The 23,481-nt window shown below is 69.9% G+C and carries 28 protein-coding genes; 6 read left to right on the top strand and 22 right to left on the bottom strand.

Features of this window, described 5'->3' with window-relative positions:
* Nucleotides 1-94 precede the first annotated feature (94 nt).
* Nucleotides 95-973, bottom strand: a complete 879-nt coding sequence (gene rpsB, locus OVA17_RS13815) for a 30S ribosomal protein S2 (protein ID WP_267787118.1) — start codon at nucleotides 971-973, stop codon at nucleotides 95-97.
* A gap of 315 nt (nucleotides 974-1,288) precedes the next feature.
* Between rpsB and OVA17_RS13810 the strand changes: the two genes are divergently transcribed.
* Nucleotides 1,289-1,786: a murein hydrolase activator EnvC family protein gene (locus tag OVA17_RS13810; RefSeq protein ID WP_267787117.1), complete on the top strand. Its 498-nt coding sequence runs from the start codon at nucleotides 1,289-1,291 to the stop codon at nucleotides 1,784-1,786.
* 7 nt (nucleotides 1,787-1,793) lie between these two features.
* Here the strand turns inward: OVA17_RS13810 and OVA17_RS13805 are convergent, their stop codons facing one another.
* The 10 genes from OVA17_RS13805 to OVA17_RS13760 form a co-directional block, all read right to left on the bottom strand.
* A complete protein-coding gene (locus OVA17_RS13805; protein WP_267787116.1) occupies nucleotides 1,794-2,411 on the bottom strand; it encodes a DUF3060 domain-containing protein in 618 nt (205 codons plus the stop codon).
* Between the two features lie 114 nt (nucleotides 2,412-2,525).
* On the bottom strand, nucleotides 2,526-3,515 hold the full coding sequence (locus OVA17_RS13800) for a tyrosine recombinase XerC (protein WP_267787115.1): 990 nt from the start codon (nucleotides 3,513-3,515) through the stop codon (nucleotides 2,526-2,528).
* 56 nt (nucleotides 3,516-3,571) lie between these two features.
* Nucleotides 3,572-4,729: a DNA-processing protein DprA gene (gene dprA, locus OVA17_RS13795; protein WP_267787114.1), complete on the bottom strand. Its 1,158-nt coding sequence runs from the start codon at nucleotides 4,727-4,729 to the stop codon at nucleotides 3,572-3,574.
* Nucleotides 4,726-6,249, bottom strand: coding sequence for a YifB family Mg chelatase-like AAA ATPase (locus OVA17_RS13790; RefSeq protein ID WP_267787113.1), 1,524 nt, complete (start codon nucleotides 6,247-6,249; stop codon nucleotides 4,726-4,728). Before OVA17_RS13790 ends, dprA begins: the two co-directional genes overlap by 4 nt.
* A complete protein-coding gene (locus tag OVA17_RS13785) occupies nucleotides 6,246-6,608 on the bottom strand; it encodes a YraN family protein (RefSeq protein WP_210074691.1) in 363 nt (120 codons plus the stop codon). Before OVA17_RS13785 ends, OVA17_RS13790 begins: the two co-directional genes overlap by 4 nt.
* 92 nt (nucleotides 6,609-6,700) lie before the next feature.
* Nucleotides 6,701-7,024, bottom strand: a complete 324-nt coding sequence (locus OVA17_RS13780) for a DUF2469 family protein (protein ID WP_055836674.1) — start codon at nucleotides 7,022-7,024, stop codon at nucleotides 6,701-6,703.
* Between the two features lie 85 nt (nucleotides 7,025-7,109).
* A complete protein-coding gene (locus OVA17_RS13775; protein WP_267787112.1) occupies nucleotides 7,110-7,763 on the bottom strand; it encodes a ribonuclease HII in 654 nt (217 codons plus the stop codon).
* Nucleotides 7,760-8,509, bottom strand: a complete 750-nt coding sequence (lepB, locus tag OVA17_RS13770; protein WP_267787111.1) for a signal peptidase I — start codon at nucleotides 8,507-8,509, stop codon at nucleotides 7,760-7,762. The genes OVA17_RS13775 and lepB overlap by 4 nt, the downstream gene beginning before the upstream one ends.
* Before the next feature lie 144 nt (nucleotides 8,510-8,653).
* Entirely contained in the window at nucleotides 8,654-9,001 is a 348-nt protein-coding gene (rplS, locus tag OVA17_RS13765) for a 50S ribosomal protein L19 (protein WP_267787110.1), read from the bottom strand.
* Nucleotides 9,002-9,187: 186 nt separating this feature from the next.
* Nucleotides 9,188-9,679, bottom strand: coding sequence for an MFS transporter permease (locus OVA17_RS13760; RefSeq protein WP_267787109.1), 492 nt, complete (start codon nucleotides 9,677-9,679; stop codon nucleotides 9,188-9,190).
* Between the two features lie 118 nt (nucleotides 9,680-9,797).
* Here OVA17_RS13760 and map point away from each other — a divergent pair, with 118 nt between their 5' ends.
* Nucleotides 9,798-10,580, top strand: coding sequence for a type I methionyl aminopeptidase (gene map, locus OVA17_RS13755; protein ID WP_210074681.1), 783 nt, complete (start codon nucleotides 9,798-9,800; stop codon nucleotides 10,578-10,580).
* Between the two features lie 211 nt (nucleotides 10,581-10,791).
* Here the strand turns inward: map and trmD are convergent, their stop codons facing one another.
* Genes trmD through rpsP form a run of 4 tightly spaced genes read right to left on the bottom strand, consistent with a single transcriptional unit; the run spans nucleotide 10,792 to nucleotide 12,779 of the window.
* Entirely contained in the window at nucleotides 10,792-11,481 is a 690-nt protein-coding gene (gene trmD, locus OVA17_RS13750) for a tRNA (guanosine(37)-N1)-methyltransferase TrmD (protein WP_267787108.1), read from the bottom strand.
* A 1-nt stretch (nucleotide 11,482) separates the two neighbouring features.
* The gene (gene rimM, locus OVA17_RS13745) at nucleotides 11,483-12,130 is read right to left on the bottom strand and encodes a ribosome maturation factor RimM (RefSeq protein WP_267787107.1); all 648 of its coding nucleotides are present in this window, start codon (nucleotides 12,128-12,130) and stop codon (nucleotides 11,483-11,485) included.
* On the bottom strand, nucleotides 12,130-12,360 hold the full coding sequence (locus tag OVA17_RS13740) for an RNA-binding protein (RefSeq protein ID WP_094736438.1): 231 nt from the start codon (nucleotides 12,358-12,360) through the stop codon (nucleotides 12,130-12,132). The genes rimM and OVA17_RS13740 overlap by 1 nt, the downstream gene beginning before the upstream one ends.
* A gap of 5 nt (nucleotides 12,361-12,365) precedes the next feature.
* Complete coding sequence (gene rpsP, locus OVA17_RS13735; RefSeq protein ID WP_056230889.1) at nucleotides 12,366-12,779, bottom strand: 30S ribosomal protein S16; 414 nt, start codon at nucleotides 12,777-12,779, stop codon at nucleotides 12,366-12,368.
* Nucleotides 12,780-13,003: 224 nt separating this feature from the next.
* Here rpsP and OVA17_RS13730 point away from each other — a divergent pair, with 224 nt between their 5' ends.
* Nucleotides 13,004-14,167 carry a glutamate--cysteine ligase gene (locus OVA17_RS13730; protein ID WP_267787106.1) on the top strand — a complete coding sequence of 388 codons (1,164 nt, stop codon included), beginning with the start codon at nucleotides 13,004-13,006 and terminating at the stop codon, nucleotides 14,165-14,167.
* Between the two features lie 50 nt (nucleotides 14,168-14,217).
* Entirely contained in the window at nucleotides 14,218-14,943 is a 726-nt protein-coding gene (locus OVA17_RS13725) for an SGNH/GDSL hydrolase family protein (RefSeq protein WP_267787105.1), read from the top strand.
* A 32-nt stretch (nucleotides 14,944-14,975) separates the two neighbouring features.
* Here OVA17_RS13725 and ffh read toward each other — a convergent pair whose 3' ends face one another.
* Both ffh and OVA17_RS13715 read right to left on the bottom strand, forming a co-directional pair.
* Nucleotides 14,976-16,520: a signal recognition particle protein gene (gene ffh, locus OVA17_RS13720; RefSeq protein WP_210074668.1), complete on the bottom strand. Its 1,545-nt coding sequence runs from the start codon at nucleotides 16,518-16,520 to the stop codon at nucleotides 14,976-14,978.
* A 52-nt stretch (nucleotides 16,521-16,572) separates the two neighbouring features.
* Nucleotides 16,573-17,121, bottom strand: a complete 549-nt coding sequence (locus tag OVA17_RS13715) for a TetR/AcrR family transcriptional regulator (RefSeq protein WP_267787104.1) — start codon at nucleotides 17,119-17,121, stop codon at nucleotides 16,573-16,575.
* Between the two features lie 63 nt (nucleotides 17,122-17,184).
* On the opposite strand from OVA17_RS13715, the gene lipB reads away from it, so the two are divergent.
* Both lipB and lipA read left to right on the top strand, forming a co-directional pair.
* Nucleotides 17,185-17,823: a lipoyl(octanoyl) transferase LipB gene (gene lipB, locus OVA17_RS13710; RefSeq protein WP_267787103.1), complete on the top strand. Its 639-nt coding sequence runs from the start codon at nucleotides 17,185-17,187 to the stop codon at nucleotides 17,821-17,823.
* Nucleotides 17,820-18,854 carry a lipoyl synthase gene (lipA, locus tag OVA17_RS13705; RefSeq protein WP_267787102.1) on the top strand — a complete coding sequence of 345 codons (1,035 nt, stop codon included), beginning with the start codon at nucleotides 17,820-17,822 and terminating at the stop codon, nucleotides 18,852-18,854. The genes lipB and lipA overlap by 4 nt, the downstream gene beginning before the upstream one ends.
* An 81-nt stretch (nucleotides 18,855-18,935) precedes the next feature.
* On the opposite strand, the gene OVA17_RS13700 is transcribed toward lipA, so the two are convergent.
* The 5 genes from OVA17_RS13700 to OVA17_RS13680 all read right to left on the bottom strand — a co-directional run bounded on the left by OVA17_RS13700 (nucleotide 18,936) and on the right by OVA17_RS13680 (nucleotide 23,480).
* Complete coding sequence (locus OVA17_RS13700) at nucleotides 18,936-19,754, bottom strand: ABC transporter ATP-binding protein (RefSeq protein WP_267787101.1); 819 nt, start codon at nucleotides 19,752-19,754, stop codon at nucleotides 18,936-18,938.
* Nucleotides 19,751-20,782, bottom strand: a complete 1,032-nt coding sequence (locus OVA17_RS13695) for a FecCD family ABC transporter permease (protein WP_267787100.1) — start codon at nucleotides 20,780-20,782, stop codon at nucleotides 19,751-19,753. The genes OVA17_RS13700 and OVA17_RS13695 overlap by 4 nt, the downstream gene beginning before the upstream one ends.
* A complete protein-coding gene (locus OVA17_RS13690; RefSeq protein ID WP_267787099.1) occupies nucleotides 20,779-21,822 on the bottom strand; it encodes a FecCD family ABC transporter permease in 1,044 nt (347 codons plus the stop codon). Before OVA17_RS13690 ends, OVA17_RS13695 begins: the two co-directional genes overlap by 4 nt.
* A complete protein-coding gene (locus tag OVA17_RS13685) occupies nucleotides 21,812-22,855 on the bottom strand; it encodes an iron-siderophore ABC transporter substrate-binding protein (protein WP_267787098.1) in 1,044 nt (347 codons plus the stop codon). Before OVA17_RS13685 ends, OVA17_RS13690 begins: the two co-directional genes overlap by 11 nt.
* A gap of 196 nt (nucleotides 22,856-23,051) precedes the next feature.
* The gene (locus OVA17_RS13680) at nucleotides 23,052-23,480 is read right to left on the bottom strand and encodes an MSMEG_6728 family protein (protein ID WP_267787097.1); all 429 of its coding nucleotides are present in this window, start codon (nucleotides 23,478-23,480) and stop codon (nucleotides 23,052-23,054) included.
* Nucleotide 23,481 lies beyond the last annotated feature (1 nt).

Genomic DNA, 23,481 nt, shown 5'->3' with positions numbered 1-23,481 from the left:
GCCCTGCGAAGAGGGAGCTGTCACGACCCCGCCGGATCGTAGCCTGTGCGGGTGACGCACCGTTCACACGTAGACGAACGGATTGCCTCGCGGCTTACTTGCTGTCGGTGGCTTCGGCGTCGGCGGCCTCGGTCGACTCGGCGGCCGGAGCCTCGGCCGACTCGGCGACGGGCGCCTCGGTCGACTCGGCGGCGGGAGCCTCGGTCGACTCGGCGGGCGCCTCGAGAAGCTCGCGCTCCCACTCGGCGAGGGGCTCGGCAACCTCTTCCTCGCCGGCGGGCTGGTGACGCTGGATCAGGCCCTCGGCGGCGGCGTCGGCGATGATGCGCGTGAGCAGGCTCACGGAGCGGATCGCGTCGTCGTTACCGGGGATCGGGTACTGGAACTCGTCGGGGTCGGCGTTCGTGTCGAGGATGCCGATCACGGGGATGCCGAGCTTCTTGGCCTCGTCGACCGCGAGGTGCTCGCGCTTGGCGTCGACGACCCAGATGGCCGACGGGGTCTTCTGCAGGTTGCGGATACCACCGAGCGACTTGTGCAGCTTGTCGAGCTCGCGCTTCTTGAGCAGCAGCTCCTTCTTGGTGAAGCCGCTCTCGGCCGGGTTCTCGTAGTCGAGCTCCTCGAGCTCCTTCATGCGGGCGAGGCGCTTCGACACCGTCTGGAAGTTGGTGAGGAGGCCACCGAGCCAGCGCTGGTTCACGTAGGGCTGGCCCACGCGGGTCGCCTGCTCGGCGAGGACTTCCTGCGCCTGCTTCTTGGTGCCGACGAAGAGGATGGTGCCGCCGTGCGCGACGGTCTCCTTGACGAACTCGTACGCCTTGTCGATGTACCCGAGCGACTGCTGCAGGTCGATGATGTGGATGCCCGAGCGCTCGGTCAGGATGAAGCGCTTCACCTTCGGGTTCCACCGGCGGGTCTGGTGTCCGAAGTGAACGCCGCTGTCGAGCAGCTGGCGGATGGTGACGACGGCCATGGTCGTACTCCTGTTTCTGGGCGCTTTCGCGCCGTGGTTGTGGTTGTTCGCGTCGGACGGTCCGTCTGACGAGCCTGGTGCCCGGCGCACACCCGCCGACCGCCGAAGCGGAGGACCATGGGGTGTGGATGCCGCGCGGTGCGCCACCCCGAGGGGCGTCGCGTTGCGCTGTGGGCACGCGGAGTCATCTCGACGAGCGAGATGCAGGGTCCAGCATACAGGACTGCTCCTCCCCAGCCGCGTGCGGGGCGCGGACTCTCCCCGGTGGCACCTCCCCGCCCGCGGCCGGAACGCGGAGCGCGGAAGACTTCCGGGATGTTTTCGACATTGCTTCGCTCTCTGGGCCTGGTCGTCCTGATCGCGGTCGTGCTCGTACCGCCACGAGCAGAGGCCGCGGAAACCGATCCGCTCGCCCATCTCGGATGGGTGTGGCCGGCGACACCCGCGCAGGTGACTCGAGCGTTCGTCGCCCCCGCGCACGCGTACGGTCCGGGGCACCGCGGCATCGATCTGCGCGCCGACGCGGTTCGATCCCCCGCAGATGGACGGATCGCCTTCGTCGGGATGGTCGCCGGTCGCGACATCCTCACGATCGACCACGGGGGCGGGCTCGTGACGACTTTCGAGCCGGTCGTCACCGAGCTCGCCGTGGGCGACACGGTCGCGCGGGCAGCGCTCGTGGGCAGGGTCTCCGCGGGCGGTCACGCGACGCCCGGCACCGTCCACTTCGGCGTCCGGTTCCAGAGCGACTACGTCAACCCTCTGAGGCTGCTGGGTGGGGTACCGCGGGCCGTGCTCCTGCCATGCTGCTGAGCCGCGCTCAGCCGATCTGGTTGCCCCGGCCCTCGACCGTCTGCGGGCCCACTCCCCCCGTGGCGCGGATGACGTTGTCCTGACCGCGGACGGTGACGGACGAGACCGCGCCTCCCGCGTCGACCGTCGAGCGATCTCCGCTCAGATCGATGCTGCCGATGGCTCCGGCGGCGCGGACAGAACCGTCGTTGCCCTGGAGGACGAGCACGTCGATCGCCGCGGCATCCACTCGAGCGCGGTCTCCTGAGATGCGGAGGGTGCGGATGGATGCCGCCGAAGCGTCGACCGAGAGGGCGGAGCCCGACACGGTGAGTTCGGAGCAGGTGCCGACGATGCGGACGGTCTGCTCGGCCCCTGACACCGACTGGCTGCCGCCGTCGCCGCACGAAAGCGCGTCAGCCGGAGCGTCCCCGGGAGGACTGGTCGAGACACCGATCTGGGCCGGCACGGGAGACGCCGTCACGACGGACGGAGACGGAACCGCCGCAGCGGGCGGCGGGCTCGAGACGGCGAGTCCGGGAGGCAGACGGGTCTCGACCGGCTCGGGTGTCAGGCTGCAGGCGCTGAGCGCGACGGCGAGGCCGATCACGCCGATCGCGGCGGGCGCTAGACGGTGAAGGTCCACGAGTCCACGCTAAGGGGTGGGGCGCACGTGCGCACGCGAGGCGCCGTCGACGCGAGCGCGCTGCCGAGCTGCGCGGGCCGAGTACGCGGAAGACACCGCGCGAGACCCCGTCTGTCAGGCTCGGGGGTGGGCGAGACGGTAGGCCTCGCGCAGACGCTCGGCCGAGACATGCGTGTAGATCTGGGTCGTGCCCAAGCTCGCGTGGCCGAGGATCTCCTGCACGGCGCGCAGATCCGCCCCGCCGTCGAGCAGGTGGGTCGCCGCAGAGTGGCGGAGGGCGTGGGGGCCGAGCACCTCCGTGCCGACGCTCGGCGCGACCGTCCTCGTGACGAGCGTGTGAACGGCCCGCGGCCCGAGCCGGGCCCCTCTCGCGCCGAGGAAGACGGCGCGACCAGCGCCAGGGGCCACCTCGCGCGTCTTTCCGCGACCGTTCGGGCCCCGCGTCGCGGCACCGTCGCCCCCCGCGTCGGGAGTCGTGGAGGCTTCCAACGCACGAGCCCGCAGTGCCGGACGTGCTCGCACGAGATAGGCCTCCAGCGCACGAGCCGCGGGGAGCCCGAACGGGACCACTCGGTCCTTGTCGCCCTTACCTCGCAGCAGGACGGTCCGTCGCTCGTGATCGACGTCGTCGAGGTCCAGCGCGCACACCTCGGACACACGAGCGCCGGAGCCGTACAGCAGTTCGAGCAGGGCATGATCGCGGAGGGCGACCGGATCTCCGCCGGCCGCGTGCTCGGCGGTGGCGGCGAGCACGCGCTCCATCGCATCCGCCGTGGCCACCACGGGAAGCGTTCGTCCGCGTTTGGGTGACACGAGCCGCTGCGAGGGATCAGAGGCGACGATTTCCTCCTCGACCGCCCACGCGAAGAACCCTCTGACCGTCGACGCCCGACGCGCCGCGGTCGCCTTCGACTGCCCCGATTTCGCGGCCTGCCACTGCCACTCACGCAGGTCTTCGACATCGACGTCCGCCAGGACTCGGTCGCCCAGGGCCGAGGCGAGGTGGGCGAGGTCGGACCGATACGACCGCACCGTCGCGACGGAAAGCCGACGCACGTCGGACAGATGGGCCAGGTATCCCTCCACGGCTTCCGTCAGGTGCATTCATCCAGACTGCCCGCCGATCGCCCTCGATGGTTCGACGACGCGCGAGATCTCGTTCATCGCTCCCCCCGCGAGCGCGCCGCCGTCCAGAGACCGTCGTCATCGCGGCGGACTCTGCCCTCGAGCTCGGCGAAGCCGAGGAGCACGCCCGCTTCATCGACCGACAACCCGCTCCGGCGTGCGATCTCGACCGTCGAACGAGCCGCGCGCGGGGAGAGCGCGTCGATCACCCTCGTCGTCTCGTCCGTTCGATCCGTCGGGTTCTGCGGCTCCTGCACGTGCGTCCCGATCATCTCGAGAACGTCCGCCGACGACGTCACGCACACCCCGCCGAACTCGCGGAGGATCCGGTGGCATCCCGCGGAGGCGGCGCTCGTGACGGGCCCGGGTACCGCACCGAGCGCGCGGCCGAGGCTCGCTGCGTGAGCGGCTGTGTTGAGCGAGCCGCTCCGCCAGCCGGCCTCGACGACCACGACCGCATCGGCTATCGCCGCGATCAGACGGTTCCTCGCGAGGAACCTCCACTTGGTGGGTGCCGCACCGCAGGGCGTCTCACTCCACACCGCGCCCTCGCTTGCGATCCTCGACAGCAGGCTCTCGTGCCCGCGGGGATAAGCGCGGTCCACACCCCCGGCGAGGAAGGCGAGCGTCTTACCCCCCGTCGACAACGCGGCGCGATGGGCCGCCCCGTCGATCCCGTAGGCCGCACCCGAGACGACGACGACGCCGGCGGCCGACAGTTCCGCGGCGAGGTCGGCCGCCACGCCCTCGCCGTAGGCCGTGGACGCCCGAGCACCCACCAGCGCGACGGCGGGACGATCGCTCGCCACATCTCCCCCACGACGCCAGAGAGCCGCCGGCGCGTGATCGCCGAGGTCGTCGAGCCGCGTAGGCCAACGGTCGTCCCCCGGCACGACGAGCGAGGCGCCCGCGCGACGAGCGGCGTCGAGCACCGCGGCGATGGCCTCCGGCTGCAGGCGCGGAAGCCAGCGCGCTCTCGCGGCCCGGAACTGCGCGTCCTGCGTCTCGGTGGCGACGCGTAGGGCCTCCACTGCCCCGTGCGTCGCGATGAGCGCACCCGCCGATCCGTCGCCCGGTTCGGCGAGGACGCTCCAGACGGCCCGGGCGTAGGCCTCCTCGACCTCCTCGTCGGTCTCTCTGAGCCCCGCGAGCGCCCGGCGAGCCTGCCCGGGATCGACGACGAACGCCGTCACGCGACCGCTCCCCGGCGCAGAAACAGAGCGCGACCGACGTCTTCGGATCGAAGCGCGTCGTGACCGGCGATATCGGCGACCGTCCAGGCAACGCGCAGCAGCCGGTCGTACCCGCGCAAGGTCAGGGCACCGCGACGCAGGGCCGTGTCGAGGGGCCGCAGCACATCGGGCGAAGGAGCCGCGGGTCCGCGCAGCCACGTCCCCGGGACGTCGGCGTTTCGGCGCCAGGGCGTCTGCGCCCATCTCTGCGCGGCGCGCGCACGCGCACGCGCCACGATGGCGCGTGCCTCCTCGGACGACATCGATCGCGCGCTGCCCTCGTGACGGGCGGTCGACACACGTTGCAGCCGCAGGTCGATGTCGATGCGGTCAAGAAGCGGGCCGGAGAGACGCCGCGTGTATCGCCGGATCGCCTGCGGAGCGCACTCGCACGAACCGCCCGCTACCCCGTACTGACCGCAGGGACAGGGGTTCGTCGCCACGACGAGCTGGAACCGCGCCGGATACGTCGCGGAGACCCCGGACCGGTGCACCTGGATCACACCGCTCTCGAGCGGTTGCCGGAGGGCGTCGAGAACGGATGCCGGAAACTCGCCGCCCTCGTCGAGAAACAACACCCCCTCACTCGCGCGGGCGATGGCCCCCGGGCGCACGACGCCCGATCCGCCGCCGATCAACGCCGCGGCGGTCGCCCCGTGGTGAGGGCTCTCGAACGGAGGCGTCCGCGACAGACGCGTCACAGCCTCGCCCGACAATGAGCGGATCGAAGCGACCGACAGCGCTGCCTCGTCGTCCAAGGGCGGCAGGATGCCGGGGAGCCGTCGCGCCAGCATGGTCTTCCCCGCACCCGGGGGTCCGCTCATCAACAGGTGGTGCCCACCCGCGGCGGCGACCACCAGCGCGTCGACCGCATCCCTCTGCCCGACGACGTCGGCGAGCTCGAGACACTCGTCTTCCTCCGCGCCCGTCGCCGGTGCCGAGACCGGCTCGAGGTCGACGGCATCGCTGTTCCCGCCGTGCCACCGCACCACTTCGGCGAGGCAGCCGGCCGCGAACACCTCGACGCCGTCGATGAGTCCGGCCTCCGCGGCGTTCGCCGCCGGAACCACCACCTGCCGGTGTCCCGCCCGCTGCGCCGCGACCACCGCGGGCAGCACTCCGGGAACGGGTCGGAGACGGCCGTCGAGCCCGAGCTCGCCGATGTGCACGGTCTCTGCGACGCGTGCGGCATCCATCCGCACCGACGTGGCGAGAGCGGCGACGGCGATGGCCACGTCGAAGCCCGACCCGCGCTTGGGCAGACTCGCCGGAGAGAGGTTGACGGTGATCCGCCGCTTCGGCAGGTCGAGACCGCGGTTCGTGCAGGCGCCGCGCACGCGCCGTCCGGCCTCGCCCAGGGCCTTGTCGGCGAGCCCGATGATCGAGAACTCCGGGGTCTGCGACGACACGTCGGCCTCGACCTCGACGAGGTCTCCGCGCAGCCCCGACAGAGCGACGGCCCAGGTGCGCGCGAGGGTCACAACGCGTCCTCGAGGTGCTCGAGGCGAGCGTGCGCGGGATCGGCCCCGACCAGACCGATCGCATCGACCCGGAGCCTCCGGCCTCGCGCCTCGTCCGGGTGGGCCGCGAGCCACGCCATCGCCAGGCGCCACAGACGCTGCGCCTTGCGGGCGTCGATCGCCTCGAAGGGATGACCGTAGTCCTCGGTCCGCCGGGTCTTGACCTCGACCACCACCAGCGTCTCGCCGCGCACCGCGACGATGTCGATCTCGCCGTGAGCGCACCGCCAGTTGCGCGAGAGGATGCGGTAGCCGTCGTCCGTCAGGTACGCGGCGGCGCGGTCTTCGCCGGCCCTGCCGAGCTCGTCTTTCGTTGCCATGCCCGAGAGCGTGGCATCCGTCTCACCCGGCCCGCGGCACGCGAACGGCTATCCGGGGACAGCGGCGTGAACCGCCCCTCTGTGGAGGAGTCTCAGTTGTCGAGAGAGAGCTCGTCCGGAAGCTGGAAGTCGTGGCGCGAGAGCTCCTCGACGTTGACGTCTTTGAAGGTGAGCACGCGCACCGACTTCACGAACCGGTCCGCGCGATAGATGTCCCACACCCAGACGTCCGTCATCGAGATCTCGAAGTAGAAGTCGTGCTCGGTGTCGCGGCGGACGACGTTGACGTCGTTCGCGAGATAGAACCGGCGCTCGGTCTCGATCACATAGGTGAATTGGCGCACGACATCGCGGTACTCGCGGTACAGGGCCAGCTCGAGTTCGCGGTCGTAGTCCTCGAAGACGTCGTCATCCATGGTTGTTCCATCCTAGGCGGGCGCCGTCATCCCGGCCGCACGGTGGTCTCGCTCGGGCGAGTCCCGCGGGCGACGTTCACGAGAGTCAGAAGAGCGTCGGGGCGGCGGCGATCGCCCAGGAGTGCCGGTGGTGCACGCTCATGCCGTACGCGGTGATCGCGTCGCGATGGTCGAGGCTCGCGTATCCCTTGTTCCGAGCCCACCCGTACGCCGGATGGTCGTCGTGCAAGCCCGTCATCAGCGTGTCGCGGGCGACCTTGGCGATGACGGATGCCGCGGCGGCGCTCGCGCAGTCACGGTCGGCCTTGATGATCGGACGCACGGTCAGACCGGACTCCCCCGCGGGCGTGATGTAGTCGTGGTTGCCGTCGAGGATCACCACGGCGTGTTCGGGCACGACGCCGTGCGCGCGCAGATCGGCAATGGCGCGGACCGCGGCCAGCCCCAGTGCCCGGATGATGCCGATCTCGTCGACCTCGACCGAGCTCGCCCATCCGACGGCGCTGTGCTGCACGAAGGCTGCCGCGCGCGCGGCGACGTCGGGGCGACGCGCCTCGGGCACGAGCTTGGAATCCCGCAGCCCTTGAGGCACCCTCTTGCGCGATCGCGTCGGATCGATCACCGCGGCCCCCACCGCGACGGGACCCGCCAGGGCTCCGCGCCCGACCTCGTCGCACGCGATGACGATCGCGTGCTCCTTGAGCAGGCGACGCTCGAGGGTGAGAGTGGGTTCGATCACTTCGCCGCCGGCGCGGGAACCCCCGCGAACACCTCGTGGTGGAAGTCGATCAGACCGAAGCGCGTGAACGGCCAGGTGATGAGGAAGGCACGACCCACGACGTTGTCGACGGGAACGAAGCCCTGCCCCGGCTGGTCCTGATTGAAGCGCGAATCGCGCGAGCTGTTGCGGTTGTCGCCGAGCACCCAGAGCGAACCGTCGGGCACCGTGATGTCGTACGGAACGGGCTCGGGGGCGGTGGCGCCGGGGGCGAGACGCACGTAGCTCTCGTCGATGGGCACGCCGTTGACGGTCGTCTGCCCCAGGGCATTGCAGCAGACCACGTGGTCGCCCGCGGTGCCGATGACCCGCTTGATGAGGTGGTCGTCGCTGTCCGGAGCGGACAGGCCGAAGAGAGAGAGCACCCAGTCCGCGCCCTCGACGACCGGCGACCGCTGCTCGGAGGGGCTCGGGGGCAGCCACCCGCCCGGATCGCGGAACACGACGACGTCACCCCGCGAGTACTGACCGAAACGCGGAGTCAACTCGTCCACGAGGATGCGGTCCTTGATCATCAGCGTGTTCTCCATCGACGCCGACGGGATGTAGAACGAGCGCACGACGAACGTCTTGACGAGGAACGACACCACGAGCGCGATCAGCACGATCACGAGGAGGTCGCGTAAGAACGCTCCCCATCCGCGTCGACGTCGTCCGGCGGGGCGGGATGCCACGGCATCCGAGGTCGAGGCGGTCTGATCGCTCATGTGTTCCTTCACCGGGTCCGACGCACACCGACCGAACCGCAGGAACCAGGGTCGCACATCACGGACCCGCCCCGTGACCGGTCTCGCCGTGAGAACGCCGAACGCCCCGGGGGTGAGACCCACGGGGCGTTCGAGAGAGCGGACTCAGCGGTCGCGCTTCTCCTTGATCTTCGCCTTCTTGCCACGCAGGCTGCGCAGGTAGTACAGCTTGGCGCGACGCACGTCACCGCGCGTGACGACCTCGATGTGGTCGATCACGGGGCTGTGAACCGGGAAGGTGCGCTCGACGCCGACCTGGAAGCTGACCTTGCGGACGCAGAAGGTCTCGCGAACGCCGTCGCCCGAGCGGCCGATGACGACGCCCTGGAACACCTGGATACGCGAACGGTTGCCTTCGGTGATGTTGACGTGGACCTTGACGGTGTCGCCGGGGCCGAAGGTGGGAATGTCGGAGCGGAGCGAAGCCGCGTCGACGGAGTCGAGGATCTGCATGATCATCACTTCCTGCGACCGCCACAGGTCGATCGCACGATAAGAGGGAAAAGGTGAGGCGTACCCGAAGCCGCGAGAGCGGCTGACTCCCCTGAGGCAGAGCCGGTCAGGGCACAATCGACCATTCTGCCACGCCGGGGCCGACCAGCCAAAACGATCCGCCTGACGGGGTCCGGGAGTCGCGCGTCACTCGGCGCGACGGGACTCGGTCACGACGATGACCTCGGCATCCGTCGGCCGGGTCGTACGCTCGCGCGCGGGCGGGATGTAGGCCGTACCGTCGGGCGTGTGCAGCACGGTCATCGCGCCGCGCGCCTCGCTCCACAACTGCGCGAGCGTCGACCAGAACAACACGAGCGCGCCCACGATCGACAGCACGAGCAGAGGGAAGAAGACGCGGGAGTCGAACAGCCCGAGGGCGACGATCACGACGTGCCAGATTCCGAGACCGGCCAGATCCCGCCACGACACCGCGCGATTCTCACGCACGCTGCCGCGCGCACGGATCAGCAACGACAGCACGAGCTGCGAGATGAACACGGCCGGCACCGCGACGAAGAGCCACAACAGCCCCCAAGCGCTGCCCCCGGAGAACACGATCCACCCGACGAACAACCACAGCGGCAGAACGAAAGCGGCCGGGAACAGCCAGTGGAGGAACAGTCTTCGCAGCGCCATGACCTGATGCTAGGGCTCCACCATGTGCTTCGCCTCTGAGAAACCTATGGCGACGTCCGGTCGGGCGGCCTCCTCGCGCATCGGGGAGAATGGAGGTTCGACGCGAGAGGAACCACCCATGATCGAACTGCGCACCCCGGCCGAGATCGACGCGATGCGCCCCGCCGGACGCTTCGTCGCGGAGGTGCTGGCCACGCTGCGTGCCGAGACGAAGGTGGGAACGAACCTCCTGCAGCTGGACCGTCGCGCGCACGAGATGATCCGCTCGGCGGGGGCCGAGTCTTGCTACATCGATTACCACCCCTCGTTCGGCGCGAGCCCCTTCGGCAAGGTGCTCTGCACCTCGATCAACGACGCCGTGCTGCACGGGCTCCCCCACGACTACACGCTGCGAGACGGCGACCTCGTGTCGCTCGACTTCGCCGCATCGGTGGACGGCTGGGTCGCCGACTCGGCCGTCTCATTCGTCGTGGGTACCGCGCGCGACGAGGACCTCGCACTCATCGACACGACCCAGCGCGCTCTCGCCGCGGCGATCGAGGCGGCGACCGTCGGGCACAAGATCGGCGACATCTCCGCCGCGATCGCCTCCGTCGCGCACGCGGACGACCTCAGCATCAACCTCGACTTCGGCGGTCACGGTGTCGGCCGCACCATGCACGGCGACCCCCACGTCGCCAACGACGGCAAGGCCGGACGCGGCTACCCCCTGCGCGCGGGTCTCGTCCTCGCCCTCGAGCCCTGGTTCCTGCAGACCACCGATGAACTCGTCACCGACCCGGACGGGTGGACGCTTCGCAGCGCCGACGGCTCGCGCGGCGCGCATTCCGAGCACACGGTGGCGATCACGGCCGAGGGCCCGATCGTGCTCACCGACCGCTCGTTCCTCGGCGTCGACTGAAGAACGTCTCCGGATGCCGCGGCCTCGAGGTCGCGGCATCCGTCATGTCCGGCCCGTCCTGCGGCGGCGAACCTCCGAAGAACCGCTCGCTCTTCTCCGGCTGCACCGCGGAGAATGCGAGAGCACGCCGACCCGGGGGCTCGGCGAACGTCAGACAGAGCCGCAGATCCCGCATGCCGCGGCGCGGCGCGGCGCGGCGCGGCGACGAGCGTCAGTCGGCGAGCAGGTCGGGTCGACGCTCGCGGGTGCGCTGCATCTGCTGCTCACGCCGCCAGGTAGCCACAGCGCCGTGGTTGCCGCTGAGAAGAACGGGAGGCACCTCGCGCCCGCGCCACGCGGCCGGCTTGGTGAACGAGGGGTATTCGAGGAGGCCGTCCTCGTGCGACTCCTCGACCAGGCTCTCGGGGTTGCCGACGACACCGGGAATGAGGCGCCCGATCGCTTCGACCATCGCCATGACGGCGACCTCACCGCCGTTCAGCACGTAGTCGCCGAGCGATATCAGGCGCACGTCACCGAGTTCGGCCGCGTAATCGAAGACGCGCTCGTCGATGCCTTCGTATCGCCCGCAACCGAACACGAGGTGCGGTGCGGTGGAAAGCTCGCGGGCTGTCGCCTGCGTGAACCGTTCGCCCGCGGGCGAGGGGAAGATGATGACAGGGCGAGACTCGGCGTCGCGCGTCACGTCATCGAGGGCCTCGCCCCAGGGCTCGGGTTTCATCACCATGCCGGCACCGCCACCGTAGGGGGTGTCGTCGACCGTGCGGTGTCGGTCGTGCGTGTACGCGCGTAGATCCCGGATGCGCACGTCGAGCAGCCCGCTCTGCCGGGCCTTGCCGAGCAGCGAGACCTCGAGAGCGTCGAAGATCGTCGGGAAGATCGAGACGACGTCGATGCGCACGTCAGTCCTCGGAGGTATCGGTGTTCTCGTCGTCGGAGTCGTCCGACACCGAGGCGGGCTCGGGCTCGTCGCCGGCCTCGGCCGGGAGCTCCTCGAACAATCCCGCGGGGGGCGTGACGACGATACGGCCACCGGTGATGTCGACCTCGGGCACGATGGCACCGACGAAGGGGACGAGCACCTCGCGGTCCTCGCCGACCATGCGGACGATGAGGAGGTCCTGAGCCGGGAAGTGGTCGACACGCGCGACCCGACCGATGACGGCCCCGTCGCGCACGACATCCAGACCGACCAGCTGGTGGTCGTACCAGGCGTCGTCTTCAGCGGGGGCGGCCTCGGAGTCCTGGTCGATCCAGAGGATCGCCTTGACGAGCTCTTCTGCGGCGTTGCGGTCGTCGACACCCTCGAAGAAGGCGACCGGGTGCGAGTTCATCCATCGGAACTCACGGACCGTCAGCTCTCGGCCGTGCCACGGCGAGGATTCGGGAACCTGCAGGGTGAAGGTGCTCCCCGGCGTGAAACGGCCGTCGGGATCGTCGGTGTACAGCTCGAGCTTGAACGCGCCCTTCAGGCCGTGGGCCTTGACGAGGCGGCCGACGCGGAGCTGGGTCTTGGCGGGCTGAGCGCCCGCAATGTCGCCGTTCGCCATCAGTCGTCGGCGACATCGACGCGCACACGGCGTCCGTCGGCGAGAGCCGACACGAGCGTGCGCAGTGCTTTGGCGGTGCGTCCGCCGCGCCCGATCACGCGACCCCGGTCATCGGGGTGCACGCGAACCTCCAGCACGTCACCGCGAGGCGAGGAGCTGGAACGGATGGTCACGGCATCCGGGTGATCGACGATCCCCTTGACGACGTGTTCGAGCGCGGCAGACAGCACGGGAATTACTCGGCCGAGGTCTCGGCGGCGTCCTCAGCGGGCGCCTCGGCGGGAGCTTCGGCCTTCTTCTCGGCCTTGGGCTTGACGACCGACTTCTTCGAGGCATCCGCCTCGAACGCGGCCTTGGGCTCGCGCACCTTGACGGTCGAGACGGCGTTCTTGTCGCCCTTGAACTTGCCCCAGTCGCCCGTGAGCTTGAGGATGGCGGCAACCTGCTCGGTGGGCTGGGCGCCCACGGAGAGCCAGTACTGCGCGCGCTCCGAGTCGACCTCGATGAACGAGGGCTCCTCGGTCGGGTGGTACTTGCCGATCTCCTCGATGACACGACCATCGCGCTTGGTGCGCGAGTCGGCGACGACGATGCGGTAGTAGGGCGCACGGATCTTTCCGAGGCGCTTGAGACGGATCTTGACAGCCACGATGACTCCAAATGATGAAAAAGGAACGAACCGAACGCCTGGAGAGTGGGGTGCACACCCGGCGGAAGCTCAAAAGGGTGGACCGACACTGGATAGAGGGTCGAGTGGCGGGTCCAGCCCTCTATTCTGCCAGATCCCCGGACCCCGCGGTGACACGCGACGCGCCGCGACACGGAGCGTAGCGGAGGATCCCGGCATCCGACCCCCGTGTCAGACTGAGCCGCATGAGGCTGCCGTTCGCTGCATCGACACGCTCGTCCGTGGGTCTGGAGTGGGAGCTCATGCTCGCCGACCGCGAGACGGGCGACCTGGTCCCCCGCGCACCGGAGATCCTCGACCAGCTCGAGGAGAAGACCGCCCTCGAGCGCTTCACCGTCACGGGCGAACTGCTGACCAACACCGTCGAGGTGACCAGCGGCGTCGGCCACACCGTCGCCGAGGCCGTCGACGACATCGCCGACGCCATCTGCGCGGTGCGCGAAGAGACCGAGCCGCGCGGCGTCGAGCTCCTGTGCGCCGGCAGCCACCCTTTCGCGCAGTGGTTCGACCAGGAGGTCACCGACAAGACGCGGTACCACTCCCTCATCGAACGCACCCAGTGGTGGGGGCGCAACATGATGATCTGGGGCATCCACGTACACATCGGCGTCGACGACGTCGAGAAGGTCGTGCCGATCGTCAACGCGTTGACCGTGTACCTCCCCCATCTCCAGGCGCTGTCGGCATCCAGTCCGTTCTGGGCGGGCGAGCGCACCGGCTACGCCTCGAATCGCGCCCTCGTCTTCCAGCAGCTGCCGACCGCAGGTCTCCCCTGGCAGCTGGAGTCCTGGGGGGACTTCGAGAGCTACCTCGACGACATGGTCCGCACCGGGGTGATGGCGGATGCCAGCGAAGTGCGCTGGGACATCCGACCGGCGCCCAAGTGGGGCACCGTCGAGATCCGCGCCTGCGATGGGATGTCGACCCTCCCGGAGCTGGCCGCGGTCGCCTCTCTCGCGCAGACGCTGGTCGAGCACTTCTCGCGGTTGCTCGACGAGGGGCGAGAGCTGCCCGGGATCCCGCCCTGGTACGCCCGCGAGAACAAGTGGCGCGCAGCCCGGTACGGCCTCGATGCGCGAGTGATCGTCGATCGTGAGGGCACGCAGCGCCCCGTCGTCGATCACCTGCGCGAGACCATGGACGAGCTCGCCGACGTCGCTCTCGAGCTGAAGGGCGCGAAGGAGTTCGCGAGTCTCGAGACGATCCTGGCCACGGGCGGCAGCTCAGCGCGCCAGATCGCGGTGGCACAGGCCGCCGACGGCGATCTGCGCGAGGTCGTCCGGCACCTCATTCGCGAGTTCCGCGGAGGCCCTACCCTGCGCGAGCATCTCGCGGCCCTGCGCGTCTAGGGAGCGAACCTCGGCGCTCGTTCATAGGTGGACACTCCTAGGATCGCGTCATGACCTTCGGACGCCGGATCAGGGTGGCCGCGCTGACAGCCCTCTCCGCGGGCGTCCTCGCGACGCTCGTCGGCTGCGCATCCGGTCTTCCTCAGCCCGCAGCCGCCCCCACGTTCGCCGCGCCCATCCTCGAGGCCAGTCCCTCGCCCTCGTCGACCTCCTCGACGCCGCTGCGCGTGGTGACCCTCGGAGACTCCCTCATGTCGGGCTTCGGCTTGGAGCCGCAGCAGGCCTGGCCGACGCTTCTCGCCGGGCGAGCTCATGTCTGGCTCACGAACCTGGCCTGCCCGGGCATGGGCTTCGTCGTCCAGGGCGATTGCGGCACGACCTATGCCGGCCTCATGCCCGCGGTCGCCGCCCTTCAGCCGCAGCTGCTCATCGTCGAGTCCTCGAGCAACGACTTCTGGGAAGACGAAGACGAGATCCGCACGGACACCGCGGACACCGTGGACCAGTTGCGCGCAGCCGCTCCCGATGCGCGCATCGTCGGCCTCAGCACCATCTGGAACGATGACCCCGAGGTCCCCGGCGACACGAAAGTCACCTCCGACGCCCTCAAGGACGCCGTCGACAAGGTGGGGGGAACCTTCATCGATGTCGGCCAGCCCCTCGCCGGTCACCCCGAGTGGATGCAGGAGGACGACGTCCACCCCACCCCGCGGGGCCAGCGTGCGATCGAGCAGACCGTCATGTCGGCCTTGCAGGACGCAGACGTCCTGCCCTGACGCAGATGCCGGGCCGACCCCGGCGACACGGGTCAGCCGCGACCGAGCATCTTCTGCAGCTCGGCGAGGTCGGCCTCGCTCGGAGCCGCCTGACCGCCCAGTCCGAAGCCCGAGCCGGTGGCCGGGGCAGAGGCCGCGATGCCGGCGTTCTCGGCCGCGCGCTTGGCCGGGTTGCCCGAACGCGAGCCCTTGGCCTTCTGCTGCTTGCCGCGCTTCGACGAGGCGCCGGGCTTTCCGCCGACGGGACCCATGCCGGGGATGTTGGGCACACCTCCGCGCGCGACCGTCTTCATCATCTTCGCCGCCTGCTCGAACCGCTGCACGAGCTGGTTGACGTCCGTGACCGTCATACCCGAACCGCGCGCGATGCGCAGGCGCCGAGAGCCGTTCAGCATCTTGGGGTTCCGGCGCTCCGCGACCGTCATCGAGCGGATGATCGCCTCGGTTCGGTCGATCTCGCGCTCGTCGAAGTTCTCGAGCTGTTGCTTCATGTTTCCCATGCCCGGGAGCATCCCGAGCATCTTCTTCATGGAGCCCATCTTCTTCATCTGCTGCATCTGCTCGAGGAAGTCCTCGAGGGTGAAGGTCTCTGTCGCGAGCTTCTCGGCGACCTTCATCGCCTCGGCCTCGTCGAAAGCAGACTGCGCCTGCTCGATCAGGGTGAGGATGTCACCGAGGTCGAGGATGCGCGACGCCATGCGGTCGGGGTGGAAGGGCTCGACGTCGTCGAGACCCTCACCCGTGGACGCGAAGATGATGGGGCGGCCGGTCACCGAGGCCACCGAGAGCGCGGCACCGCCTCGGGCGTCACCGTCGAGCTTCGACAGCACCACGCCGGTGAAGTCCACGCCGTCCTGGAACGCCTTGGCCGTGTTCACGGCATCCTGACCGATCATGGCGTCGATGACGAACAGCACCTCGTCGGGCTGCGTCGCGGTGCGGATGTCGGAAGCCTGCTTCATCAGCTCGGCATCGACGCCGAGGCGGCCGGCGGTGTCGATGATGACGATGTCGTGCTGCTGACGCGTCGCGTAGGCGACGCCGTCGCGGGCGACCTTCACCGGGTCGCCGACGCCGTTGCCCGGCTCGGGCGCGTACACGGCGGCTCCGGCGCGCTCGGCGACGACCTGGAGCTGGTTGACGGCGTTGGGGCGCTGGAGGTCGCACGCAACGAGGAGCGGGGTGTGGCCGTCCTTCTCGAGCATCTTGGCGAGCTTGCCCGCGAAAGTGGTCTTACCCGAGCCCTGGAGGCCGGCGAGCATGATGACGGTCGGCGGGTTCTTCGCGAATTGCAGACGACGCTGCTGGCCGCCCAGGATGCCGATGAGCTCATCGTTGACGATCTGCACGACCTGCTGTGCCGGGTTCAGCGCGCGATTGACCTCGTCGCCGAGGGCGCGCTCGCGGACGGCGGCGGTGAACTCCTTGACCACGGGCAGCGCGACGTCCGCGTCGAGAAGGGCGCGGCGGATCTCGCGCACCGTCCCGTCGACGTCGGCGGGCGTGAGCTGGCCCTTCTTCCGGAGATTGCGGAAGGTCTCTGTGAGCCGGTCGGAGAGGGTGCCGAAAGTCGCCATGATGAGTCGAGTTTACGCGGGGCAGGGCGCGTTCGCCGCCCGCCGTGCGCTCTCACGCCGCGGAGAGCGCTTCTGCGAGCGTCTCGGCGAGCGAGCGGCCCGCGGCCGTACGGTCCGCCCACGCCCAGACCGCTGCCAGCACCGCCGCCGACAGCGCCCCCGCGCGCACCTGTGAGAGCAGAGGAGGGATGCCATCGCGCACGAGTCGCGCCGAGATCTCGCTCTGCAACCGGAACTGGCGGATAGCGCGTTCGCGATCGAGTTCGCTCGCGATGCCCATCGCCTCGGCATTGGTGATCGCCAGCGCCAGGGCATCGGGGGCGAGCTCGTCGCCGATCGCCGTGAGTGCCGCGGTCACGTCCACGCCGTCGTGGAGCAGAGCGGTCGCGCGGGCGGATTGCTCGTCGAACCCCGACCACAGGACATCGCTCTTCGCCGAGAAGTAGTTGAAGAAGCTCGAGCGGCTGACGCCCGCGCGCCGGGTGATCTCCGAGACGCTCGTGGCGTCGTACCCCTGCTCGAGGAACAGCTCGCAGGCCGCCTCCGAGAGCACTTCGCGCGACGATGCGCGCGGTCGTCCACTTCGAGGCTCGGCGGTCACGACCCCAGCCTAGGGGCGCATCCGCTGTGTATTGTTGGACCCAATCCAACATCGGAGCCATCGATGATCGACATTCACCACGTGGGCCTGGCCCCGCGCTACGTCCCCTACCTCGACGGCTGGGCGCACCAGCGTCGCATCCACGCCGACGTCGTGGCGGGAGCGCGTGCCGACACCCTGCTGCTGCTCGAGCACGAAGCCGTCTACACGGCGGGCAAGCGCACCGAGGCGCACGAGCGTCCCGACGACGGCACGCCGGTCGTCGACGTCGATCGCGGGGGCAAGATCACCTGGCACGGCCCCGGGCAACTCGTGGGCTACCCGATCGTGCGTCTGCCCGAGCCCCTCGACGTCGTCGCGCACGTGCGCCGACTCGAGGCTCTGCTCATCACCGCCCTCGCCCCTCTCGGCGTCGACGGTTTCCGCGTCGAGGGCCGCAGCGGCGTCTGGGTTCGCCGCCCCCTCGGCATCGACAAGGTCGCGGCGATCGGTGTCCGCGTCGAAAAAGGAGTGACGATGCACGGCTTCGCCGTCAACTGCGACAACACCCTCGCCGGTTTCCGGCGCATCGTGCCATGCGGGATCACGGATGCCGGAGTGACCACCGTCAGCGAGGTGCTGGGTGCCGATGTCTCCCCCGCCGATCTCGTTCCGACGATCGAGCGCGTGTTCCGCGCCGAGTACGCGGCGGTGGCCGCATGAGCGCCTGCGGGACCGGGAACGCCGACGTCCCGGCATCCACCGCTCCGAACGGGCGGAAGCTCCTGCGCCTCGAGGTGCGCAACGCCGAGACGCCGATCGAACGCAAGCCGGAGTGGATCAAGACCAAGGCCAGGATGGGGCCGGAGTACACCGCCCTGCAGAGCCTCGTGAAGACCGAGGAGCTGCACACGGTGTGCCAGGAGGCCGGCTGCCCCAACATCTTCGAATGCTGGGAGGACCGCGAGGCGACCTTCCTCATCGGTGGCTCGCAGTGCACCCGCCGGTGCGATTTCTGCCAGATCGATACCGGCAAACCCGCCGACTACGACCGCGACGAACCGCGTCGGGTGGCGGAGAGCGTCACGCGCATGCAGCTGCGGTACGCGACCGTCACCGGCGTCGCCCGAGACGACCTGCCCGACGAGGGCGCGTGGTTGCACGCCGAGACGGTGCGCCGCATCCACGCCGAGAACCCGGGCACCGGGGTCGAGATCCTCGCGACCGACTTCTCGGGAAACCCCTCCCACCTCGACGAGGTCTTCTCGTCGCGTCCCGAGGTGTTCGCGCACAACGTCGAGACGGTCCCCCGCATCTTCAAGCGGATCCGCCCCGCCTTCCGCTACGAGCGCTCGCTCGGGGTGCTCACCGCTGCCCGAGACGCGGGGCTCATCACGAAGTCGAACCTCATCCTCGGCATGGGCGAGGAGCCGGAGGAGGTCGTCCAGGCCCTCGAAGACCTGCGCGCCGCGGGCACCGACATCATCACGATCACCCAGTACCTGCGCCCGACCCCGCGACACCTGCCGGTACAGCGCTGGGTCAAGCCGGCCGAGTTCGTCGAGTTCAAGGAAGAGGCCGAGCGCATCGGGTTCCTCGGCGTTCTCGCCGGTCCCCTCGTGCGCTCGTCGTACCGCGCCGGGCGCCTGTGGGCGCAGTCGATGGTGTCGAAGGGGCGGGAGATCCCGCCCCACCTCGGGCACCTGGCGAAAGACATGGCGGCAGCGGACGCCGGGTTCGCTCAGGCGGTCTGAGGTCTCACGCGGCTGCGTTGCCGGCGGGGGCGGCCGGCGATCGTCCCGCTCCGTGCCGACCTCGGACGAAGAAGCTCGGGATCAGTCGCCCCGAGCAGGCTGCCGACGGTATCGGCTGATCGGCGAGACCAGCGGCATGCCCGATGCGGGATCGGCCACGACGACGGACTCGATCCCGAAGACCTCGCGCACGAGGTCGACGTCGACGATCCGTTCCGGTGCTCCCTCGCGCACGATTCGGCCGCCTCTCATAGCGATGAGGTGATCGGCGTAGCGACACGCGAGCGAGAGCTCGTGCAGCACCATGACGATGGTGACGCCCCGCTCGCGATTGAGCTCGGCGAGCAGGTCGAGCACCTCGATCTGGTGGCTCACGTCGAGGTACGTGGTCGGCTCGTCGAGCAGCAGAACGTCGGTCTGCTGTGCCAGCGCCATCGCTATCCACACGCGCTGCCGCTGCCCGCCCGACAACGAGTCGACCGATCGAGGGGCGAGATCCAGCACTCCGGTCGTCGCCATCGCCGCGTCGACGATCTCATCGTCTCCGCTCGCGCGCCGTCGCAACCAGCTCTGGTGGGGATACCGCCCCCGACCGACCAGGTCGGCCACCGTGACGCCCTCGGGCGCTATCGGCGACTGCGGCAGCAGACCGAGCCGCCGCGCGACCTCGGCAGTGGGCCGGGATCTGATGTCGGCGCCGTCGAGGAGAACCGTCCCCGCGGAGGGCGTGATCAAGCGTGCCATCGCCCGCAGCAGGGTGGACTTGCCGCAGGCGTTCGCGCCCACGATGACGGAGATGCGTCCCGGGGGGATCGCGAGAGTGAGGTCTTCGACCACGGGTCGCGCGTCGTAGGCGAGGAAGACGCCCTCGGCACGCAGGTCGACGGGGCCGTCGTTCATGTGAGTCCTCCCGGACGGGTTCGGGTTCCTCGTGCCAGAAGCCACACGAGATACGGGGCGCCGACGATGCCGGTCACGACCCCCACGGGCAGGTCCACCCCCGGTATCGCGTACTGCCCCAGCAGGTCGGACGTGCTCACCAGCGCCGCTCCCACGGCCGCGGCGGCCCAGAGCGAGAGCGGGCCGGTGCCTCCGATCCGGCGCGCCAACTGGGGTGCCACGAGTGCGACGAATCCGATCGGGCCGGCAGCCGAAACGGCGACGGCGGCGAGGACCACCGCGGTGGCGAGGACGCCGACTCGGGTGCGTTCGACGCGGAAGCCCAGGGCGGTCGCGCTCGCGTCGTCGAGCTCGAGCGCCCGCAACCCGCGCCGCTGCAGCGTGAGCACCAGCGCCCCGATGAGAGCTATGACCCCGGTCGAGCCGACCACCGGCCACGCCGCTCCGCTGAGATTGCCGACCAGCCAGGTGTAGGCCACGCTGACGTCGCGGAGATCGGACAGCGTGAGCAGGTACCCCGTCACGGCCGATGCCAGCGCGGCCACACCCACGCCCACGAGCACCAGTCGCAGAGCGTGGATGCCGCGTCGCCAGGCCAGGGCGCCGATCAGGACTGCCGCCGCGATGCCGCCGATCACGACGAGCACGGTCAGGGTCACACCGCTCACGGAGAGCATCAGCACGGCGAACACCCCCACCGCACCGGCCGACGCGGTCACCCCCAGCACGTCGGGACTCGCCAGCGGATTGCGCAACACGACCTGGAAGACCGCGCCGGCAAGGCCGAGCGCGGCGCCCACGATCACCGCCGCCGCGGCGCGGGGCATGCGCAATTCCCAGACCACATAGGTCGCGATGCGGCTGCCCGTGCCGGTGAGCGCACTCCATACCTCGGCCGGGGTGAGGGCCGCGGCGCCCAGAGACAACGCGACCGCCGACAGCGCGACCACCACGCCCACCGCACCCGCGACCACCGCCAGGACGCGGCGCCGCTCGGCGCGTCGCAGGCGCGCCGTCACCGCGGTCACAGACCCACCGCCTTCATGCGACGCACGAGTGCGATGAACACGGGAGCACCGACCACCGCGACGACGACCCCGACCTGCACTTCACCCGGTCGAGCAACGACCCGCGCCACCACGTCGGCCGCGACGAGGAACGCCGCTCCCACCGGTGCGGAGTACGCGAGGATCCAGCGATAGTCGACCCCCACCAGCAGCCGGACGACATGCGGCACGACCAGCCCCACGAACGCGATGGGACCGGCGACAGCGGTCGCCCCGCCCGCGAGGGCCACGACGATGAGCCCGGCCACCAGCCGCGCGCGCCGGACGCGCACGCCCAGGCCCGCGGCGGTGTCGTCTCCCAGGGCGAACAGGTTCAACACCCGGCCGGACGCGAGCCCCGCCAGCAGCGCGACGACCAGGACCGGCAGCACCGGGATCAGTACGTCGAGGCCGCGCCCCGCGAGTGCACCGACCTGCCAGAAGCGCAGCGCATCGAGCGCATCCTGTCGAACGAGGAGGACCGCCGAGACCAGGCCGGCCAGGGCGGCGCTGAGTGCGGCACCGGCGAGTGCCAGTTTGGCGGGTGTCGCCCCGTCGCGACCGCCGGAGGACACCGCCCACACGACCGCCGCGGCCAGCGCGCCGCCGATCCACGCGAACCACATGTACTGGGCCGAGCCGACGGCGCCGAACACGGTGATGGCGACCACCACCGCGAGGGCGGCACCCTGATTGATGCCCAGGATGCCGGGATCGGCCAACGGGTTGCGCGTCACCCCCTGGGCGATCGCGCCGGCGACGCCGAGGGCCGCCCCGACCAGCAGGCCGACCACCGTGCGCGGAACGCGCTTGTCGACGATGGCGATGTGCTCGGCGTTGGCGGGGTCGTAGTGGGTCAACGCCGCCCAGACCGTCTCCGGCCGGATGTCGGCCGAGCCGACGGCGATACCGAGGCCGGTGACGAGGACGAGCGCGCCGATGACGATCCCCGTGGCGGCGAGACGGCGACGCGCGAGGAGGACTCGCGCGGCGCCGTCTGCGAGGGCGACCTCAGCCGACACGCTCGGCGACGGCGGCCAGCTGCGGAACGTACTGGTCGAGCATCCACGGGATCGACAACGCCGTGGGAGCGCTCGAGGCCATCACGAACGATTCTCCGACGATGGGGGCGAACCGCCCCTCCTTCACCTGCGGCATGGCGGCGACGAGGGGGTCTGCGACGAAGGCGTCGGCGGCATCCTGTGTTCCGAAGTAGGCGACGAGCACGTCGGAGCTCAACGATCCGAGGTTTTCGAAGCTGACCTTGTAGAAGTAGCTCGAGGCATCGGAAGCGGGCACATTGGCCTCGACGCTGGGTGCGACGGCCATGCCGAGCTGCGTGAGAAGCTGCACGCGCGGGTCGTCGGCGCGGAAGACGTTGAACGTCTCGGGCTGGTTGTTCGCGCCGTAGACGAAGGTCTTGCCCTGCAGCGCGGGGTACTTCGCGGCCAGCGTCGTGATCTCGTCGTTCGTCCGGGCGATGAGTGCGTCGGCCTCGTCGGACAGCCCCAGGGCCTGACCGATGATCTTCGTCTGGTCCTGCCAGGACGTGGCCCACGGCTTGTCGGGGTACGCCACCACGGGTGCGATCTTGCTGAGCTCGTCGAACTGCTCCTGGGTCAGTCCGGAGTAGGGGGCGAGGATCACGTCCGGCTTGGCCTGGACGAACTCCTCCACGTTCGGCGTGCCGTTGTCGCCGCCCGAGAGCAGCTGCGGGGTCTGGCCGCCGAGCTCGTCGATGGCGTCCTTGTCCCAGGGGAGGATGCCGTCCACACCGCCGTAGGCGAACGCGGGCATGGCCACCGGCACCACGCCGAGCGCGAGCGCGGCATCCTGAGACGACCAGCCCCACGTGGCGACCCGTTCGGGCTTGGCGTCGATGACGGTCTGCCCGAGGGAGGAGTCGATGGTCACCGGGAACCCCGCGGCGGCCGGGGCGGCGGACTCCGGCGACGACGACGTCGTGCCCGCGCAGCCGGCCACGGCGATCATGCCGGTGACGATGAGGGTGGCGGCTCCGATGAGACGGGTGCGACGGCGCGAGCGCACGGACATGGGACTCCTTCGAGGGTCGGGTAAACCTCGACAGCTTGAGGTTAGGACAGCCTCACCTTAGTGGAGTGGGGCGTGGTTCGCACGTCGGCATCACTGACGGCGTCTCCCGCAAGGCTGCGGAGCTCAGACGGCCTTCGACCCGCTCGACGTCTCGCGCGTCGATCGCCCGCGGAGAACAGCGAACGACGCGGTCGCCTCAGGCCGGCCAGACATACGGGAGGTCGTCGCGTATGTCGCCGAAGCGCGGTACGTAGAACTCGGCGTCCTTGCGGATGAGGTTGGAGCGGTGGGCGAAGTGGAACGCCTCATCTCCGATCCACGGCGGCAGGTCGAGATCGCCCTGTCCGAGGCCGTCCACCTCGGGCGCGAAGTCGCGGATCTTCTCGCGGACGGTGTCCGCGCGCCCCTGCGAGATCCACTCGTCGGTCATCACCAGACCGTACGAGACGAGGGCGGGAAGGTGACCGTCCCACATCTTGGCCGCGGGATGGTGGCGCCAGCCGTGGTCAGGAACCGTCAGCGCGCGCAGCAGTTGAAAGGTCTCGACCCGCTGTTTGCCGAGGCGCTTCGGATCGAGCACACGGGCGGAGTCGACGAACGAGGGATACGGCAGAAAGGTCTGCACG

This window comes from Microbacterium sp. SL75, from assembly GCF_026625865.1.
Lineage (GTDB): Bacteria > Actinomycetota > Actinomycetes > Actinomycetales > Microbacteriaceae > Microbacterium.
Note: the sequence above shows the minus strand (reverse complement) of the source record. Positions and strands in the feature narration are given on the sequence as shown.